Source organism: bacterium (assembly GCA_035529855.1).
In the GTDB taxonomy this organism is placed as follows: Bacteria; RBG-13-66-14; B26-G2; order WVWN01; family WVWN01; genus WVWN01.
In genome coordinates, this window is the sequence record DATKVX010000016.1 from 1 (window position 1) to 17,220 (window position 17,220).

A 17,220-nucleotide genomic window follows, 5' to 3' on the forward strand; every position below is an offset into this window, starting at 1 on the left:
GACTAGGGAAAGGGTTATATTATCGGCCCGGTACGTGGTCTCGTTCTCGCCAGGCGTCCCGACGCGGCCTGTGGGAATGGATAACGAGATTGAATAGGCTTGTCTGAACATTTTATTTAGGACCTGCCAGAACTCGGTGTACGACCACGACTCCGGGATAATATACGTGCTCCCCGGCGGGTTCTTCCCCACGTCCCGGGGGTCGAAGTAGAAGACGAAGTCCTCGCTCAGCATGGCCTTGAGGAGGTTGACGTCGCCCCGGTTGAACGCAATCTCGACGTTCTTCAGGACGCAAGCGGGTGACGTAGGCTCGAGGCGGTCCGGCTCCCGGGGCGTCACGCCCTCCTCCTCGCCGCAGGCCAGCGCCAATACGGCGACGACGACAAATGCGATTAGTACCTTCTTCATCTCGTAACCTTATTTAAACGTCGCCAGTATCTTCCCGAGCGACGTAGGCTCTAAGCCCGGCGTTACGTCAGCGTAAACGCTCGTGAAGTCCCACCATCCTACTAACCGCCACCGCTTTTCTTTTTGTTCATTATAATAAACTTCGAACGCGAAGTTGCAGTAGCCGTTGTCGGCGATGAAGCCGTTGCGCTCGTCGACCATTACCAGCAACGATATGGACACGTTCTCGGTCTTATACGTGTTTTGCCCTGGGTCAGGCGTACCGATGCCGCCGGTAGGTATAGAAAGGTTAATCGAGTACGCCATTTCGAATAGGTTGCGTGCGGCGTTCCAGAACTCCGTATACGACCATGACTCCGGGATGACGTACTCGCTCCCGGGCGGATTCTGCCCGACGTCCTTCGGGTCGAAGTAGAAGACGAAGTCCGGGCTCAGGCATTTTTTCAGGAGGTCAATATTCCTTTGGTTGAACGAAGTTTCTACGTTTTCTATAACGTCAGCTGGGTAAACGGGGTTTGTTACTGGTATTCGCGGCCGCGTGATGCCCTCCTCCTCGCCGCAGGCCAGCGCGAGCAACGTTATTATTACGAGGGTGATTATTACCTTATTCATCTCGCGACCTCCCTAAGTCGGCTTCTCGTACAGCGACAGTATATACCAGAGAGGCACCCGCTCGACGCCGGCCAGCGCTTCGCCGCCGCCCTCGGTATCGTCCCACCAGTTCGTTATCCGCCACCGGACCTGCCCTTGCTCGTTCTTATATTTTTCGAACTCGAAGTGGCAGTACCCCTCGTCTGCTATGTAGCCGTTTAGCTCGTCGACCATCACGAGGAGGGACAATTCAACTTTATCGGCCCAATAAGTATTTTCTTCGGGGGCCGGCTCGCCGACGCGCCCGGTGCTAATGGAAAGCGAAACGCTATACGCGCCTTTGAACATATTATACGCGATGTTCCAAAACTCCGTAAAGGTGTAACAGGGCGGCGGCCGGTAGTAACTCTCGGCCGGTTTGGGGCGGCCTATTTCGCCGGGGTCCGTGTAGAAGACGAAGTTGGGGCTCAAGCAATTCTTCAGGAGGTCTATATCTCTCCGGTTGAAAGATATTTCTATATTTTTTAAGACTTCTACCGGCGTACTTACCGGCGGCGGTGGGGGCGGCGGTTCCTCCTCGCCGCAAGCGAGCGCCAGGAGCGCCAAGGCCAAGGTTATCATCCTGTTCATACTAACGCCTCCGAGTTATTCCCGGTAGTATAGCGCTAAAACCTTTCCCAGCGACCCGGGCGCGACGGCCGTACGTTCGTCGTAACCCTCGCTCGTGCGGTCCCACCAGCCGGTAAGGCGCCAGCGTTTTTCGCCTTGCTCGGTCGCGTACTTCTCGAGCGCGAAGTCGCAGAAGCCTTCGTCTATCTTAAAGCCGTTAAGCTCGTCTACCATTACGAGCAGCGATATCTGAACGTTATCCGCCCGGTACGTCGTCTCGTTTTCGCCCGGCGCGCGCAGGGGCGCCACCGGCACGAAGAGTGAAATCGAGTACGCCGTTTCGAGCATACGATGCGCGCCGTTCGTGAAGTCGTCGTACGACCACGACTCCGGGATGACGTAGCGGCCGCCCGGCGGGTTCCTCCCCACGTCGCGCGGGTCGAAATAGAAGATGAATTCCGGGCTTAGGGATTTTTGAAGGTAGTCAATACTGCGCTGGTTGAAAGATATCTGTACCGCTTTTAAGACCTTCGCCGGCGACGTGTATTCGGGCACGGGCGGGGTTTTACCGTCGACGACGGTTTCGTCGCACCCGGTAAACGCCAAAGCCGTTAGCATACAGGCCGCCGGTCGTAATAATCCCCTCATCTTCTCCTCCTTAATAACCTACTTCGCGGCTTCACTCCGTCCCGATATTCTCCGCGGCCCAGAGAGCCAGGCCGCCGCAATCCTCCCGCGGGCGGCGCTCGAGCCGGGCCCCCTCGAGTTCCCACAGGATTACCTCGGCGACGAAGATCTCGCAGCCGGGCATTATATGGCCGCCGAAGCCGCGCCCTTGCCGGCTCGAGAGCGCGAGGTGCGCGTGCACGAACGGCTCGCCCTCCTTGAGCGAGACGTTGCCGGTGAGCGCGCAGATCTCCATCTCCTCGTCGAACTTATTTACTATATACTCCTTTTTTTCGACGTCGAAGATGCCGACCGCGGCCTTCCGGAGCGCCCCTATGCCCGACAGCGCGCCGACCTCGATACCTTCGGCCTTGACTAATTTATTTAATTCCTCCAGCAAGTCGCCGCCCGGCACCAGCCGCCGCACGACGACGCGCTTGACGTTCGTCGCGTCCATACCGTCTCCTTTTCGCGCCGTTAATATATCATACTAATTATGTCGGCGCAAAGAAAAGGCGTCGGGCCGTTTTCCCTTTTTGGCCTATATATTTTGTATTATAATCGCTCGAGCCGTTACTCATCGTAAACATGCCTAAAAACTTCGACGTAGAGGAAGCACCGCCCGAAGGCCTCGCGCGGTTCGACGATTTTCTGGCCGCGTCGCCCCAGGGTACGCCCTTCGCCGGCGCGGCGTGGCTTTCGCTATTGGCGGGGCAGCTGCCCGGGCGCGTCTTCGCGCTGGCCTTCGCCGCCGCCGGCGAGACGCGGGCGCTCGTGCCGGTATGGGAGCGCCGCGGCGCGCTCCTGGGTACGGTGGCGGAGATACCGCCGCTCACGCCGTACTGGGGGCCGTGCCTACCGCCGACCGGGGACCTCCGCGCCGAGCGCGCGAAGGCGCGCGACCACGACGTCCTGGCCGCGGTCGCGGCCGAGGTCCGCCGCCGCTGGCGCTACGCCCGCTTGGCCTGCCACCCTGCGCTGGGCGACGTGCGGCCCCTCAGCTGGGCCGGCTTCCGCGGCGACGCCCGCTACACGTCCATACTGCCGCCGACGCCGGAGGACGAGTTCCTGGCGTCGCTCTCGTCGTCGCTGCGGAACAAGCTGAAGCAGGGCGAGGGGCCGGCGGTCGAGGAGAGCGCGGACGCGGAGCCGTTCGTCGCGATGTACGAGGCGACCTTCGGCCGCCGCGGGATGGCGCCGCCGGTGGCCCCGTCTTTTTTGCGCGCGCTGGCGGCCGAATTCTGCGGCTCGGCCGGGGCCGTTTTTTATTTGAAGAACGAAAACGGCGAGCCGGTGGCCGGGCGCCTCGTCTTGTGGGGCCGGAGGTCGGCGTACGACCTGCTGGCCGCTTCGTTTGAAGAGGGACGCGGCCCGCTCGGCGCGTACTTGCTGTGGCGCGAGGTCGGGGCGGCCTGGAAGCGCGGTCTCCCGCTGGATATGGTGGGCGTCAACGTCGAGGCCATCGCGCGCTTCAAGGAGTCGTTCGGCGGCCGCCTTACGCCGTATTACCAGCTCGCGGCGTACCGCTCGCCGCTGGTTCGGCTGCTGGCCGCGGCCCGGCGGAGGGCCGGGCGGTGATAGGCGTCCACGTCGGCGAGTGCGGGTTGGGGGCGGCGCGGGCCCGCCACGTATTGGCGGAGCTGGCGTTGATGGCGGGGCTGCCGCGGGCCGACGGCTCGCCGGCGGTGACGCTGGCGCACGGCCGCGGCGAGTTCCCTCCCGGGCCCAAGGTCGTGATACCGTGCGAGGCGGAGCACGTCGCCCGGGAGACGCCGCCCGACGTGTGGCGCGACGGCGACGTGGAGGTCCCGATATTGTACCGGGCGCCGGTGCCGAAGGGGGAGGTCGTCGCCCGGGCCGTAGGCGGCGAGCCGCTTATCGTGCGGGAAGGGGAGGCCGTCTATCTGGGCTTCGACGTCGCGGCCGCCGCGGACTACTACCTCAACGGCCGCGGCGAGGTCGGTTGGCCGCGGGACCGGTGCGGCAGGCCTGACCTGCGCGGCGCGCCCCCCTGGCGCCGCGAATCGGTAGCGGTAGCGGTCGTCAACCGCTACGCGCGCTTGCTCGCCCGGGCGGCCGAGGCCGCGTGCGAGGCGGCGGGTATACCGTCGATTCGCTTCCGGTATTGGCCCGACGGCGCGCCGTTCGCGGCGGCGCTGAGCCACGACGTCGACCGGCTGCGGGGGCCGACCCGGCGGGAAGTGTTCAAGTCGTGGCTGCGTCCTTCCCCGAGCGGCGCCCGGGCCCGCTATAAGCTGCGGGATTTCGCCCGCGGGTCGGCGCCGCTCGAGCCGATGCCGGCTATCCGGGAGGCGGAGGAAGCGGCGGGAGGCGCGTCGACCTTCTTCGTCGGCTCCGTGCGCCGCGGCCCGATGGATTTCGCGTACGACCTTGACGACGTCGCCGGCCTGATAGGCGAGATTAAGGCCGCCGGCCGCGAGGTCGGCCTTCACGGCAGTTATTATACCGACGCGGCGGCGCTGCGCGAGGAGAGAGAACTCCTCGCGGGCGCGACGGGCCGGGAGGTCGCCGGCGTGCGCGGCCATTACCTTCGCCTGGGCGGCGACGAGGGTTGGCGGGCGGCGGAGGCCGCGGCCTTCGCGTACGACGCCTCTTTCGGCTTCGCGAACGAGGTCGGCCTGCGGGCGGGTGCCGCGCTCCCCTACCGGCCTTTCGACGGCGCCGCGGAGAGGCCGCACGACTTCGTCGAGGTGCCGCCGGCGGTGATGGACGGCACCCTGTTCCAATATAAGCGGCTCGGCCCCGGCCGGGCGTTGGCGGCGACGCTGCGGCTCGTCGCCGAGGCCGCGGCATGCGGCGGCCTGTGCTCCCTCATCTGGCACTACCGCGCCTTCCGCGGCGGCACCTTTCCGGAATGGGGGGCGGTATTCCGGGACGCCGTCGCCCATATAGTAGAAGCCGGCGGCCGGGCGCTCACGCACCGCGACGTCGCCGCCCGTTACCGGCTCAACGCCGCCGTCGCCGCGCGGGGCCCGGGCCCGGACGGCACTATCGAAATCGTGTTACCGGCGGGCGCGCCCGGCGACGTCGTCTTCGAGGGCCCGGAAGGTTGGAAGCTGGCGCGGGGCGACGTGCGCGCGCTCTCGCCGCGGACCTTCGCCGTCCCGGCCGGCGTGCGCGCCGCGGCGGTAGTTTTCGCCCGCGAGAGGTAGTCTCCTGTTCGTACCGAGACTCAAACCGTTCGTCGATTACGCCGCGCTGGCCGAGCTGGCGGGCGCGGCCGAAGTAGCGGTGGCGCGGGAGGCCGTGGGTTACGAAGAGGAGTTGCGGGCGTACTTCGGCGCCGCCGCGGTTTACCCCCTCTCCTCGGGCCGGGGCGCGATAATGTTGGCGCTGCGGGCGTTGGGCATAGGCCGGGGCGACGACGTGGCCATCCCGGCGTTCACCTGTCCCGCCGTGGCCGACGCGGTCCTCACCCTCGGCGCCATCCCGCACCTGGTCGACGTATCGCCGCGGCACTTCGGCCTGGAGCCCCGCAGCCTGCGGCGGGTCCTCGCCCGCGGCCGGACGCGGGCCGCGGTGGTGGCGCCGCTCTTCGGCGCGGTCCCCCCCCAGGACGAAGTACGGGAACTCCTCGCCGCGCGCGGCATACCGTGGGTGGAGGACGTCGCCCAGGCGTTCGGCTCGAGCCGGGCCGGCCGCCCCGCCGGTTCGACGGCGCCGCTGGCGGTGCTCTCCACCAACTTCGACAAACCCTTCACTACCGGGCGCGGCGGCGTTCTGGTGGTCAACGACGCCGCGTTGGTGCCGACGGCGGAGGAGTTAGTGGATTCGCTGCCGGCGCAGACGCGGGCGGAAGCCGAAACGGCGTTGAAAGGGCTCGTCATCTCGGATTACCTCTTCGACGCTGAGAGTTACGAGCCGTTCGTCTCGGTGGACCTGGGGTACCTGTACGCGGCCGCGGAGGGGGACGCGTACGACCTCGCCGACCTCGTCGCGAGGGGCGCAGCCGTCGCGGCGCGGCACGCCTCCGCCGCCAAGGAGAGGTTAATGCCGGCACGAAAGCCGCCGTTATCGCGCCGGTTGGTCCGGTGGTTCTTCCCCAGCTCCGCCGTCCCGCCGTTAGGCCCGGCGAAGCGGCTCGAGCCGTTGTTGGCCGCGTTGGGCTCGCGCCACCTGGCGGCGGCTCGAGCCGACGGCTCGAGGCGCCGGAGGCTCGCCGTGCTGTTCGACGAAGCCTTCGCCGGAAGCGCTTCGGCCCGGGCGCCGAATTGGGGCGCCGCGGGCGATGAGCCGTGGCCCATACGCTACCCGTTGTTCTTGCGGGATTGGGCCCGCCGGCCGGAAGTCATCAAGAGGTTGGCGGACGCCGGGTACGAGGCCGGGCCGTTCATATATCCCCGGCCGCTCTCGGGGATGTTCCCCTATTATAAGCTTTCGCGCACTACCGGCCGATATCTCCGCGGGGCCTGGCGCGCCGCGGCCGCGGTCGTCAACCTCCCGCTGCACGCCGGCGTCGGCGAGGAGGACGTTCTCAGGATGGCGGAGGCGGTGTGCGGATGAGCGGAGCGGGAAGCGTAACTTTGATAATCCCGACGTTGTCCCGTTTAAACGACCTCGAGATAACGCTTGAAGCGGTACAGGCGGGGACCGTTTTGCCGGGTGAGATCATTATCGTGGATGCGAGCCCGGACGACCGGACGGAGCGATTCATCGGGGAATTAGCGTTGAGAACCCGCGCCGTGGAGTTCGTTTATATCCGCGCGGAGCGGCCCGGCGTCCCCGGCCAACGCAATGCCGGCCTGGCGCGGGCGGAGGGGGATTTTATCCTTTTCGTAGATAACGACGTTACGGCCGCGTCCGATTTTATCGAGGAACTGCTCAAAGCCTTCGATAATCCGAAAGTCGGCGCCGCTTGCGGCCTGATATCCAACCAATTCCTACCGGGCGGTTATACCCGTTTTTTGCAATGGTTATTCCGGCAAACACGGTACGCCGGTCGCTCGTACTACCAGCGTTCGGGTTTCCCGACGTTCCTTTACCGGCCGCGAAAGCCTTCCGTAGTGGGCGCCTTGACGGGCGGCCTTACTATGTTCAGGAGGGAGGCTATCGGCGATTTCCGATTCGACGAACGCATCCTTTTCATCGACGACGATAGCTATTCGCTGGACCTTCGGGCCCGCGGCTGGGAGTTAATGCAGTGGCCGGCGGCGCGCGCCGAGCACCGGGAGGCGGGGGAAGGAAGGAGCTTCGCCGGCCGGGTGCGAAGTAACGTCGTAGGTCGTCGCCTTTTACACAAACGCTACTTCCCGCAAAACATACTTAACGTTTCAAGTTACTATTACGGCGTACTGGGAGGCGCGGCCGCGGCGGCGTTGCGGCTTAAGCCGCGCCTCATGCTGGGGAACGTTTTGGGCCTGTGGGACGTACTCCGAACCGGCGCCCGGCGCGTCGAAGCCGAGCCGGAAGGCAATCTCGCCCCAAAATCCGAATGACGGCGGAAGCGGCAAAACTTAGGATAGCCCTGGTGGGAATGGAGGAGCTGCCGGCGCTCACGGCGCTTCGGCTGCGCCAGGCCGGGTTCGCCGGCGCGCGGGCGTTGGAGGGCGCGCGGGGCTTCGGCCTGCTGCGCGCCGTCCGGCCGTACGATGTCTTTCACGCCGTGTATCCGGTCTATTATTTTAAATGGGTACCGGCGTTGAAGGCCGCCGGCAAGAAGGTCGTCTTTCACTGGATAGGGTCCGATTGGTACGAATGCAGCAGCAGGCCGGCGCTGCGGGCGCTGTTCGGCGCGGTCCGGCGCGGCGTCGACCTGCATATAGCCGACGCGCCGTGGCTCGTCGACGAGCTGGCTGCGGCCGGGGTCGACGCCCACCTCGTACCGACCATCTCGGAGAAGATGACCGGCGCGCTCGAGCCTATGCCCGAGGACTTTAAGTTGATGGCCTATATGCCGGACCGGCGGCGCGACTTCTACGGTTGGCCCGTCGTTAGGCTGGTCGCCGAGCGGTTTCCCGACGCGGAGGTAATAGCGGTCGGCGGCGACGCGGAGGCCGACGCGCCGTCCAACGTCCGCTTCACGGGCCTGGTGGACGGCGAGGCGATGGCCCGCCTGTATCGGGAGGTTTCGGCGCTCGTTCGTCCGACGGCCCACGACGGCCTGTCGCAAATGGTGCTCGAGGCGCTGCTGCGCGGCCGGCAAGTAGTGTGGAGCCGGCAGTTCCCCTTTTGCATCAGCGCGACGGCGCCGGAGGAGTTCGTCGCCGCGGTCGACCGGCTGGCGTCGTCCTGTCCCGCGAACGTCGACGGCTCGCGCTACGTCGCCGAAAATTATTCGGCCGAGGCCGCGTCGCGGGCGCTGGCCGCGGCGTACGACGATTTGTAACGCCGGGGCCGCGGGCCTGATAAAAAACGGGAGCCGATACGGCTCCCTTTTATTTCGCGGTCCGGAAGGCGCCGGCTACGGGATGGGGAACTCTTCCTCGGCGCCCGTGGTGGCGAGCTCGTAGTCCCACATATCGTCGGTGACGGGCCGCCCCTCCAATATGCGGGCGAAGAGCCAAAGGGGCGTATGCCAATAAATGCCGTAGCGGCGCAGGTAATAGGGCGACGTCTCCATCGAGTTCGCGCCCGGGAGGACGGTCAACAGGCCCTCGTAGCCGGCGTTGATGGCGACGCTGACGCCGTAGGAATTGAACGAGCCGTACGGCCAGGCGAAGGTCCGCACCGGCTTGCCGGTCGAGGCCTCCAACCGGTGTTTGGGATACGTTACTTCGCGCTCGAGCCAATAGGGGTAGGCGGTGCCCGTTTTCTCGGCGCTGGCGAGGTTGCCGTGGCTTATGGAGTGGGCGCCGATGGTAACGAGGTCGTCCGCCGCCAGCTCGCTCAGCTCGTACCACGTCATGGATTTGCCGCCGGTCCCGATGTAGTTGGTGTAAATGTAGACGGCGAAGGGGAAGCCGTATTCGGCGAGCAGGGGCCAGGCGAAGTCGTAGACCGAACGGTAGCCGTCGTCCACCGTTATCACCACCGAGCGCGGCGGCAGCAGGTCCGGGTCTTGCGTTTCCAGGGCCTCGACGAGTTGGTCTACGGATATGACCTCGTACCCGTTGCGCGCGATGTACTCCAGTTGCGCCCGGAAGTCGGCGTGCGATACCTCGTACTTGTTGGCCGGGGACAGCCGGAAGCGGTGGTACATCAAGATGACGCAGCGTTTGTCGCCCGGGCCGTAACCGCCGACGAACAGGCTCGCGCGGCCGTAGCGCTCGAGCTCGTCGCCGGATACCGCCAGCGCGTCGAACGCGCCGCCCGGCTCTTCCGGCTCGAGCGGCAGCCACAGCGAGCTGTCGCCCGGCCGGGCCCAGGCGTCGAAGACCACTTCCGCGGCGGGGAACGGGATGTATTCCGAGCCGAGGGCGAAGCTGTCCAACGTGAGCAGGGATGCGTCGCCGACGGCGGGGGCCCGTTCGGCCGCGGTGGAGTAGGCGTCGATAGGCTCGTCGCCCCGGCCCCGGGCCGGCGCCCACAGCGCGGCCCCGCAGAGCGAGGCGAGCGCGATAATCGTAATATTTACCCTGGGGAAAGGGGCCGACCGGCGGGCCCTACTCGAGCTCATTAACGGCGTCTTCTCCGTACGTTGTTACCTCGGCTTCGGGCGCGGTTTCCTCCGGCTTGGCCGAGATGTCGTCGACGTGTTGTTGGGCCAGCGCGATATACGCCGGGGAGTCCGACAGCTCCATAAACTTCCGGAAGTGCCTTATGGCCCGGCTCTTCTCGCCCTTCTTCTCGTACGCCAGCGCCGCGTTCCAGTGAGCGTCGGCGAAGTTGGGCTTTATGGCGAGGCACTTGTTGTAATACTTGACGGCGTCGTCGTAATACTCGCGCTCGAAGTAGACGTTGGCGAGGTTGTTGTAGGCCTTGAAGTAGTTGGGGAGGCCGTCGAGCGCGGCCTTGAACTCCTCGACCGCGGTAATATAAAGGCCCTTGCGCTTGTATATAATGCCCAGGTTGTTGTGGGCCAGCGGGTTCCGCTCGTCGATTTTCAATAATTTTTGGTATTCGGCCATCGCGCCGTCGTAGTCGCCTTTCTCGGCCAGCTCGTTGCCGCGCTCCAGGTGGCGCTCGATTTTATCTTTGTCCTCGTCGGCGACGGGCCGTCCCGGAAAGGAGAACGTGACCAGCACCAGCAGGGCCACGACCGAGACTAAGGCCGCTATCTTCTTCGGCATAGCTTAGACCTCTTGCTTGCGGCGTTTGGTTGTGATGATATCGAGGCGGCCGCTTTCCAGCAACCGCACGAACGCGTCGGCTATGGCGGGGTCGAATTGGGCCCCGCGGGCGGCGGTTATCTCTCGGGCGGCTTCCTCTTTCGATTTGGCCTCGCGGTACCGCCGGCCGGTGGTCATGGCGTCGAAGGAGTCCGCCACGGCGATAACGCGGGCGATGAGCGGGATGTCCTCGCCGGCGAGGCCGTCGGGGTAACCGGAGCCGTCGTAGTGTTCGTGGTGGTAACGGACGCCGTCGAGCGCGTTGCGGAGCAGCGGGATGCCGCGGAGGATGTCGGCCCCTATCAGCGGGTGGCGCCGGAGTTCGGCCAGCTGCTCCTCCGTGATGCCGTTGGGCATGCGCAGGACTTCTTCCGGGACGCCGAGGTATCCCACGTCGTGGAGCACCGCGCCGAACAGCAGGTCCTGCCGCCGGTCTTCCTTGAGGCCGATCTCGTCGGCGAGGGCGGAGGCGTAGAGCGTTACGCGCTCGGTGTGGCCGCGGGTATATTTGTCTTTGGCCTCGATGGCGGAGATGAGGGCGCGCACCAGGCCGCCGTAGTTTTTCTTCGTCTTCTCGAGCAGGCGCGCGGTCTCGATGCTGACGGCGGCGAGGTTCACCAGCGCCGCCAGCAGGCGGAGTTCGTCGGCGTCGAATTCGCGCCCCGTTATCTTGGCCCCCAGCCCCACGATGCCGATCAAGCGGTTTTTAAAGCGGATGGGCGCGAGGGCCGCGATGCCCTTTTCTACGAAGGGCTCGAGCTGGCGCCGGTCGCCCTCCTCTAGCTCCTCCGCGAGCGCGCCCACGAGAGCGGGGCCGGCGTGGCCGTCGACGACGTCGGCCAAACCCTGCGGCGGGATGGTCAACTCGTGGAGCGCTTCGGCGTCGAGGCCGCGGGCGGCGCCGACCTCCAGGCCGCCGTCGGGGGCGCGAAGCAAGACCACCGCCCGGTCGGTGCTGAATTGTCCGGTCGCCATCATGAGGAGGGCGGGCAGCATCTTCTCGGTCTCGATCGCCTCGGCCAGGCTTTGGGATACCGTAAAGAGCGTCTCCATCTCCATGGCCTTGCGGCCTATTTCCCTTTTGGCCCCGGGCGAGTGGTCGGGGGGGCGACTCGCCGCCAGGTGCTTGTCCAGGGCAAGGTTGAGGGACGTCCCCAGGTACCGGAGGAGACGCCGCTCCTCGTTGGCGACGGCGCCGCCGTCCTTCTTTTCGCCCACCACCAGGACGGCGATAATTTTATCGGCGATGCTGAAGGGGAGGACGAATTGGGTGCGGTTTTTGTCGGCCCACTTACCCAGCGTTCTGCCGTACGAGGCGAGCTCTTCGGCGCCGACTATTCCTTGGGCGGGCAGGTTGTCCGCCAGGGCCGACTTCACGGCGTCGTCGACCGGGGGGAAGTTGTCGCGCGCCGCGGCGGCGACGAGGCCGGCGTCTTCGGCCAACGGCACGAACGCGCACTGGTTCAGCGCCATATAGTTGGCCGTCACGTCGACTAATTGCGACAACTTGCGGTCGAATTCACGGTCGCCCCCCAGGACGTCGGAGTAGGCGGCCAGCAGCGAGAACAGCGCTTGCGGGACGCGGGGCGCCGCGAGCGCCTCGGCCGCGCCCGCGGTGAGCTCTTCCAAGCTGGGGGGTTTGGGGAGCTTCCCGCCGCGAAACCTCTCGACCGCCTGGTCGACGTCGTCGGCGACGATGAAGTAGTCGAGAACGTCGAGCGTCTTGAAGACGGTTAATATTTTGTTCTGCATCTTAACGAAGATGATGTCGCCGTCGTTTTTGCGCATTTCGCCGACCGCGGACAGGAAGGCTCCCATCCCGGCGCTGGAGATGAAGTCCACTCCTTGGAGGTCGAGTACGATGCGGTAGACTTTTTCCTTAAGGCAAGCGTCCAATAGGCCCTGTATACCCGCCGAACCCTCCACGCCCAACGTGCCCGAGACCTTGAATACGTGGATGCCGTCGGGCGTTTTGGCCGTGATTTTAATGGAGAGTTCTTTGGCCATGGCGTTCTCTAAGAGACGGCCGGCGTACGGGGTAGGTATTTGATGAGCTCGAGGATATTCTCTCGCCCCTGGCGGCGGTAGAGAATCTCATCCATGCAGGCTTCTATGATGTGCATGCCGAGGCCGCCGTCCTGTTCGGTCTCGATTATCTTCGCGATATCCTTGTCCTTCAGCGACGACGGCTCGAAGGCGCCACCCTCGTCGCGTATGGTAACGACGAGCTTGTCGAGCTCCACCGCCAGCTTCACGTCGATGAAGTTATTGGGGTTGTTGGCGTAGGCGTGTTCGATGACGTTGGCGCACGCCTCGTAAATAGACAGCTCGATTTCGAAGACGGCGCGCTCGTTGAAGCCCAGCGCCCGGGCGATATACGAGCCCCACTTCCGCACTTTCTCGAGCTGCGGAACGGCGCTTTTGATGCGGAACTGGTATTCTCGTTCGGCCATAGGATTCGGCGCGGGTCAGGCCGCGGTTTCGTCGGCTCCCGGCGAGGCCGCGGCGGCCGCGGCGGCCGGTTCCTCGGCCGACGCGCCGGGAGGTTTGAGCGTTATGGCCAACATGGTCATGTCGTCCTGCTGCGGGCGGTCGCCCACGAACGTCGCTATCCGCTGCAATATGGCGTCGATGATCTCCTGGACCTGCGCGGTCCGTTTATCGGCCAACGTCTCGAGCAAGCGGTCCATTCCGAACTCTTCGTCGTTTTTGTTCAGCGAGTCCATAATGCCGTCGGTGTAGGTGAAGATGGTGTCGCCGTCCTCGAGCGGGAGCGTCGTCTCTTCCAGCCGGTCGTCGAAAAACGCGCCCGACATGAAGCCCACCGGCCTTCCCTGGGTCTTGAGCATCTCGTACGGGACCGGCCCGCCCTTCTTGACGATGACCAGCGGATTGTGGCCGGCGTTGGCGAAGCTGAAGGTGCGACGCTCGACGTCGAGCACGCCGTACAGCACCGTCACGAACATGCCCCGGTGGATGTCGGGCGCGATGATGTCGTTGGCCCGGATGAGGACTTCGCGCGGCGAGAGGTGCTGGCGCGCCTGGGCGCGGATGACGCTGCGAGCCACGCCCATAACGAGCAGGCCGGGGACCCCTTTGCCCGATACGTCCGCGATGACGACCCCCACCCGCCTGCTGTCGATGGCCAGCAGGTCGAAGTAGTCGCCCCCTACTTCGGTCGCGCTCTCGCATACCGCGGCCACCTCTACGGCCTCCATCTCGGGGAAGGCCGTCGGGAGCAGGCTCTGCTGGATGCCGCGCGCGATCTCGAGCTCCTTCGACATCCGCTCCTTTTCCACCAGCTCCTCGCGGGCTTTGGCCAGGCGGGTGGTCATCTCGTTCAACGTCGTCGAGAGTTGACCTATCTCGTCCCGGCCCGATACCTTTACGCGGACGCTGAGGTCCCCCTCGCCGATGCGCCGCGCCCCTTCGGCCAACCTCTTGACGGGGGTGGTAATGAACCCGGTGAGGATTACGCCCGCGACGCTGCCCAGCAAGCTCACGATGACGGCGATGGCTATTATCTGCAGCTGCGCCGAGCGGAGGGCCTTTTCGATTTTCCCCTTCGACGAGCGTATGAAGACCCGGCCGATGTTCGAAATCTGGCCCTCGTACGTCCGCTTGATGGGCGCGTTCACGACGAAGACGTCCTCGCCCTCGGCCACCATCTCCTCGGCGTCGAGATACGGAATGTCGGCCACGGGTTCCAGGCCGCGGGGGGGGTCGTAGCGGCTTCCTATCTTGGTTACTTCCGGATGGGCGAGGATGGTGCCGTTCCGGTCAACCACCACGATGCTCTCGATGTCCGGGTCTCGCGACATCATTTCGCGGAGGAGCTTTTGGAACGTCAGCTCGGGGTCGGGCTCGAGCATGGTCCGTTCGGAGGAGGCCGCGATGCTGCGCGCTTGGGCCAGGACCCTCAGCTCGACCTCGCGGGTGAGGGCCACCTTCTCGTGTCGCAGGATGATGAAGCCGGTAACGGTTACGAGAGCCAGGACGAACGCGACGGCTACGATCGCGCCTTTGGTCCGCAACGAGGACAGTATGTTTCTTAACCTTCGCATCGGGTCAGCCAAACCACCTTTACGACAGTCCGTCGACGCCCGCCGTGCCGCTCGCGTAGCGCCTTACCTGATTTGGTCTATTTCGGTCTCCGCCTTCTTTATGTAGCGTTGCAGCTTTTCGTTTCCCGGCTCGAGCGCCAGCGCCCGCCGCCACACCCTGAGCGCCGCCGAAAGCGAGCCTTTGGAGTAGAAGTCCAAACCCTGGTAGAGGTATGCCTCGATGAGTTTGGCGCGGGCGGCGGCGTAGTCCGGGTATTGCCGGACTATGTCCAGTAGCTCTCGGGCGGCCTCCGCCACGCCGCCCCTATTGAGTAGCGCGCTCGCCTCCCGGTACTTTTCTATTACGTCTTCCGGTATCCGGGGTACGGGCGGGGGGACTTCGAGCGGTTTAGCGGTGGCGGCGAGGAGTTGTTGCGTTTCGGCCAGGAGGTTGCGGGCGCGCGTATGGTCGGGGTGCGCCGCCAGTATTTCGCGGTAAACGCCAATGGCGCTCCGATACGCGCCGCGCCGCCGGTAGCCTTGGGCTCGGGCGAGGAGTTCGGCGACGCGTTTCTCCTCGGCCTCGCGCGCGGCTTCCTCGGCTTCCAGGTCGTCGACCCTCGCCAGCGACTCGGCGGCGAGGAAATCTTGCGGAACTACGGCCAGCGCGCTGCGGTAAGCCTGCCGTGCCCGCTCCCAATCGTTCCGCTCGATGCTTTCGGCGCCGTCGGCCATGTATTGGTGATACTTCGCCCTGGTCCAGTACCGGCGGGCGACGACGTCGTGGGGGTCCCATTCCAGGATGTCGGCGAATCGCTCCGCGGCGAGTTCGTAGTTGCCGGCCTCGAAATAGCCCCGCCCCTCCGCCAGCCATAATTCGGTTTGGCGGCGCCGTTCGCTGCGGCCGTGGATGTCGCGGCCCGGGTTGACCGAGACCGATAAGTAATGCGAGGAACCGAACTCCCGGGCGGTATAGGCGTAGTCGAAAGACAGCAGGTCGGTGTTGACGCCGATTCCCGCGGCGGGTTGGGTGCCGGTCGCGCCGGCGCGCACCGCGAGCAACGAAGCCACGACGAATTCGCAGCCGATCGCGACCCGCGACGGTTCCGAGAAGGGCAGCGAGAACGTCAGCGCCAGCCGGTGGCGGCCTACGTCGCGCGCCCACGACGCGCCGGCGTTTACGGCCAGCGGTTCGCGGTACCGCCCGGCGAAGACGTCGCGCTGGGTGGCGACCAGGTTTTGGGCGGCGAGGCCCAAGGCGACGGTTCCGGCGGCGTACTCTACCGAAGGGGCCGCGGCCAGCGGCCGCAAATAGATGCCCGCGTCCGCGCCGAAGTTCTGGTACGTAGCTCGCGGTTCGGTGAGGTGGCGTTCGTAGTTGAAAGCCCCGCCCAGCGCCAACCAGGACGTCGCGGCGACGCCGTAGCCGCCGGCCAGGCGGTCATCGTGATAGGTGTATCCCCCCAAGTATCGGCCTTCGCCGGAATATCGTTCCACGCCGCCGACGCGTACCGTCCCGAAGCCGCCGGCTACGGTCCCGTAGGCGCCCAGCGGGACCGCGCCGCCCACGACTTCCGAGGCCGCGTGCGGCGCCGGGAAGATCTTGTGGTTGAAGGTGAACTGCAGCGACGACAGCTCGGCCAGGACGGCGGGGTTCGCTTCCAGCGCGTAGAACCCCAAGTCCAGCGCCGGGTTAGGGCCCAACGTCGCGGCCCGGGCGTTAGCGAAGGTTACTCGCTCCGCGCGGGCGTTGCCGGCGGTTATAAGGCAGCATAAGGCCATTAGCGTTTTCCAGCAAAGTATACGGTTCGACGACATCTCTCGGCGCGTGCGAGTGTCCGTTCATATTCTATCTGTCTACGATCGCGACGAAGGTGTCGCGGTAGGGTTCGCCCCCCATACGCACGTCGAGGACTACCAGGTACGGCCCGGCCCGCACGAGCTCGCCGTCGTCGTCGCGGCCGTCCCACCGTTCTCGGCCTCGATAAACCCCTTTCGGGCGGTCGACGCGTTCCGCCAGCGTCCGCACGTGGTTCCCGTCCAGGTCGTACACGTTGATCGAAACGACGGCGTCTGCGGGCAAGTAATACGCGAGTTGCGCGTCGGCGTAGCCGGCCACGAACGGGTTCGGGTAGGCGAAGAGGCGTAAATCGCCGTCCTCGGCGGCGACTACGCCGGTACCGCCGGCGAGGATGGTTAAAATTAACAGGTACTTCCGTTTACGATATTTATACACTTTCCCTATAATATAAACTACCACAAAACGCCGAATGTATCAATATCTACCGCGTTTTTATAACCCTTGCAAAAAGGCCGGCTTGAAATGCTAAAAAACCCGCCCTGGCGGCGGGCTTTCGGCAAGCTTATTTAAATTTCAGCGCGTGACCGCCATCTTCTTGGTCGCGACGTCGGCGCCGGCCGTCAGGCGGTACAGGTATACGCCCGCCGGCAGCGGCTTCCCGCCGTCGTCCGTCAGGCCGTACCGTTCCTCGTATACCCCGGCCTCGCGGACGTCCTTCGCTACCGTCGCGACCCGGCGGCCGCTCAGGTCGTACACCACCAGCTCCACTTCCGCGCGAGCCGGCAGCGTGTACTTGAAGACCGTATCGTCCCGCGCCGGGTTCGGGTAATTCTGGAACAGGCCGAAAGACATCGGCTTGCCCGAGGGCGGCGTC

Annotated in this window: 18 protein-coding genes; 5 read left to right on the forward strand and 13 right to left on the reverse strand. The window is 65.2% G+C overall.

The features are described 5' to 3' along the window. The 5 genes from VMX79_01525 to VMX79_01545 form a co-directional block, all read right to left on the reverse strand. The coding region (locus tag VMX79_01525) for a hypothetical protein (GenBank protein HUV85772.1) at nucleotides 1–408 on the reverse strand (408 nt) is incomplete at its 3' end. A gap of 9 nt (nucleotides 409–417) precedes the next feature. After that, on the reverse strand, nucleotides 418–1,020 hold the full coding sequence (locus tag VMX79_01530; protein ID HUV85773.1) for a hypothetical protein: 603 nt from the start codon (nucleotides 1,018–1,020) through the stop codon (nucleotides 418–420). A gap of 12 nt (nucleotides 1,021–1,032) precedes the next feature. Then, nucleotides 1,033–1,629, reverse strand: coding sequence for a hypothetical protein (locus VMX79_01535; GenBank protein ID HUV85774.1), 597 nt, complete (start codon nucleotides 1,627–1,629; stop codon nucleotides 1,033–1,035). Nucleotides 1,630–1,644: 15 nt separating this feature from the next. After that, complete coding sequence (locus VMX79_01540; protein ID HUV85775.1) at nucleotides 1,645–2,256, reverse strand: hypothetical protein; 612 nt, start codon at nucleotides 2,254–2,256, stop codon at nucleotides 1,645–1,647. Between the two features lie 31 nt (nucleotides 2,257–2,287). Next, the gene (locus VMX79_01545) at nucleotides 2,288–2,731 is read right to left on the reverse strand and encodes a PPC domain-containing DNA-binding protein (GenBank protein HUV85776.1); all 444 of its coding nucleotides are present in this window, start codon (nucleotides 2,729–2,731) and stop codon (nucleotides 2,288–2,290) included. 131 nt (nucleotides 2,732–2,862) lie between these two features. Between VMX79_01545 and VMX79_01550 the strand changes: the two genes are divergently transcribed. The 5 genes from VMX79_01550 to VMX79_01570 all read left to right on the forward strand — a co-directional run bounded on the left by VMX79_01550 (nucleotide 2,863) and on the right by VMX79_01570 (nucleotide 8,620). Then, on the forward strand, nucleotides 2,863–3,852 hold the full coding sequence (locus tag VMX79_01550; protein HUV85777.1) for a GNAT family N-acetyltransferase: 990 nt from the start codon (nucleotides 2,863–2,865) through the stop codon (nucleotides 3,850–3,852). After that, entirely contained in the window at nucleotides 3,849–5,447 is a 1,599-nt protein-coding gene (locus VMX79_01555; protein ID HUV85778.1) for a hypothetical protein, read from the forward strand. The genes VMX79_01550 and VMX79_01555 overlap by 4 nt, the downstream gene beginning before the upstream one ends. A gap of 79 nt (nucleotides 5,448–5,526) precedes the next feature. Then, nucleotides 5,527–6,798, forward strand: coding sequence for a DegT/DnrJ/EryC1/StrS aminotransferase family protein (locus VMX79_01560; protein ID HUV85779.1), 1,272 nt, complete (start codon nucleotides 5,527–5,529; stop codon nucleotides 6,796–6,798). Then, entirely contained in the window at nucleotides 6,795–7,730 is a 936-nt protein-coding gene (locus VMX79_01565) for a glycosyltransferase family 2 protein (protein ID HUV85780.1), read from the forward strand. Before VMX79_01560 ends, VMX79_01565 begins: the two co-directional genes overlap by 4 nt. Then, entirely contained in the window at nucleotides 7,727–8,620 is an 894-nt protein-coding gene (locus VMX79_01570; GenBank protein HUV85781.1) for a hypothetical protein, read from the forward strand. Before VMX79_01565 ends, VMX79_01570 begins: the two co-directional genes overlap by 4 nt. A gap of 75 nt (nucleotides 8,621–8,695) precedes the next feature. Here VMX79_01570 and VMX79_01575 read toward each other — a convergent pair whose 3' ends face one another. The 8 genes from VMX79_01575 to VMX79_01610 all read right to left on the reverse strand — a co-directional run. Further along, nucleotides 8,696–9,850 (reverse strand): polysaccharide deacetylase family protein, encoded by a 1,155-nt coding sequence (locus VMX79_01575; GenBank protein ID HUV85782.1) that lies wholly within the window; start codon nucleotides 9,848–9,850, stop codon nucleotides 8,696–8,698. Further along, entirely contained in the window at nucleotides 9,837–10,463 is a 627-nt protein-coding gene (locus VMX79_01580; GenBank protein ID HUV85783.1) for a tetratricopeptide repeat protein, read from the reverse strand. Before VMX79_01580 ends, VMX79_01575 begins: the two co-directional genes overlap by 14 nt. 3 nt (nucleotides 10,464–10,466) lie before the next feature. Then, complete coding sequence (locus tag VMX79_01585) at nucleotides 10,467–12,509, reverse strand: HD domain-containing phosphohydrolase (GenBank protein ID HUV85784.1); 2,043 nt, start codon at nucleotides 12,507–12,509, stop codon at nucleotides 10,467–10,469. An 8-nt stretch (nucleotides 12,510–12,517) separates the two neighbouring features. Then, the gene (locus VMX79_01590) at nucleotides 12,518–12,955 is read right to left on the reverse strand and encodes an ATP-binding protein (GenBank protein ID HUV85785.1); all 438 of its coding nucleotides are present in this window, start codon (nucleotides 12,953–12,955) and stop codon (nucleotides 12,518–12,520) included. A 15-nt stretch (nucleotides 12,956–12,970) separates the two neighbouring features. Then, the gene (locus tag VMX79_01595) at nucleotides 12,971–14,566 is read right to left on the reverse strand and encodes a SpoIIE family protein phosphatase (GenBank protein ID HUV85786.1); all 1,596 of its coding nucleotides are present in this window, start codon (nucleotides 14,564–14,566) and stop codon (nucleotides 12,971–12,973) included. A gap of 63 nt (nucleotides 14,567–14,629) precedes the next feature. Then, nucleotides 14,630–16,327, reverse strand: coding sequence for a tetratricopeptide repeat protein (locus VMX79_01600; GenBank protein HUV85787.1), 1,698 nt, complete (start codon nucleotides 16,325–16,327; stop codon nucleotides 14,630–14,632). A gap of 67 nt (nucleotides 16,328–16,394) precedes the next feature. Continuing rightward, a complete protein-coding gene (locus VMX79_01605) occupies nucleotides 16,395–16,805 on the reverse strand; it encodes a FlgD immunoglobulin-like domain containing protein (GenBank protein HUV85788.1) in 411 nt (136 codons plus the stop codon). 114 nt (nucleotides 16,806–16,919) lie between these two features. Further along, a partial coding sequence (locus VMX79_01610) for a T9SS type A sorting domain-containing protein (GenBank protein HUV85789.1) occupies nucleotides 16,920–17,220 on the reverse strand: 301 nt, incomplete at its 5' end.

Coding starts and splice junctions, on each gene's coding strand:
- VMX79_01530 (HUV85773.1), bottom strand. CDS start 1,020: ATGAATAAGGTAATAATCACCCTCGTAATAATAACGTTGCTCGCGCTG.
- VMX79_01535 (HUV85774.1), bottom strand. CDS start 1,629: ATGAACAGGATGATAACCTTGGCCTTGGCGCTCCTGGCGCTCGCTTGC.
- VMX79_01540 (HUV85775.1), bottom strand. CDS start 2,256: ATGAGGGGATTATTACGACCGGCGGCCTGTATGCTAACGGCTTTGGCG.
- VMX79_01545 (HUV85776.1), bottom strand. CDS start 2,731: ATGGACGCGACGAACGTCAAGCGCGTCGTCGTGCGGCGGCTGGTGCCG.
- VMX79_01550 (HUV85777.1), top strand. CDS start 2,863: ATGCCTAAAAACTTCGACGTAGAGGAAGCACCGCCCGAAGGCCTCGCG.
- VMX79_01565 (HUV85780.1), top strand. CDS start 6,795: ATGAGCGGAGCGGGAAGCGTAACTTTGATAATCCCGACGTTGTCCCGT.
- VMX79_01570 (HUV85781.1), top strand. CDS start 7,727: ATGACGGCGGAAGCGGCAAAACTTAGGATAGCCCTGGTGGGAATGGAG.
- VMX79_01575 (HUV85782.1), bottom strand. CDS start 9,850: ATGAGCTCGAGTAGGGCCCGCCGGTCGGCCCCTTTCCCCAGGGTAAAT.
- VMX79_01580 (HUV85783.1), bottom strand. CDS start 10,463: ATGCCGAAGAAGATAGCGGCCTTAGTCTCGGTCGTGGCCCTGCTGGTG.
- VMX79_01585 (HUV85784.1), bottom strand. CDS start 12,509: ATGGCCAAAGAACTCTCCATTAAAATCACGGCCAAAACGCCCGACGGC.
- VMX79_01590 (HUV85785.1), bottom strand. CDS start 12,955: ATGGCCGAACGAGAATACCAGTTCCGCATCAAAAGCGCCGTTCCGCAG.
- VMX79_01595 (HUV85786.1), bottom strand. CDS start 14,566: ATGCGAAGGTTAAGAAACATACTGTCCTCGTTGCGGACCAAAGGCGCG.
- VMX79_01600 (HUV85787.1), bottom strand. CDS start 16,327: ATGGCCTTATGCTGCCTTATAACCGCCGGCAACGCCCGCGCGGAGCGA.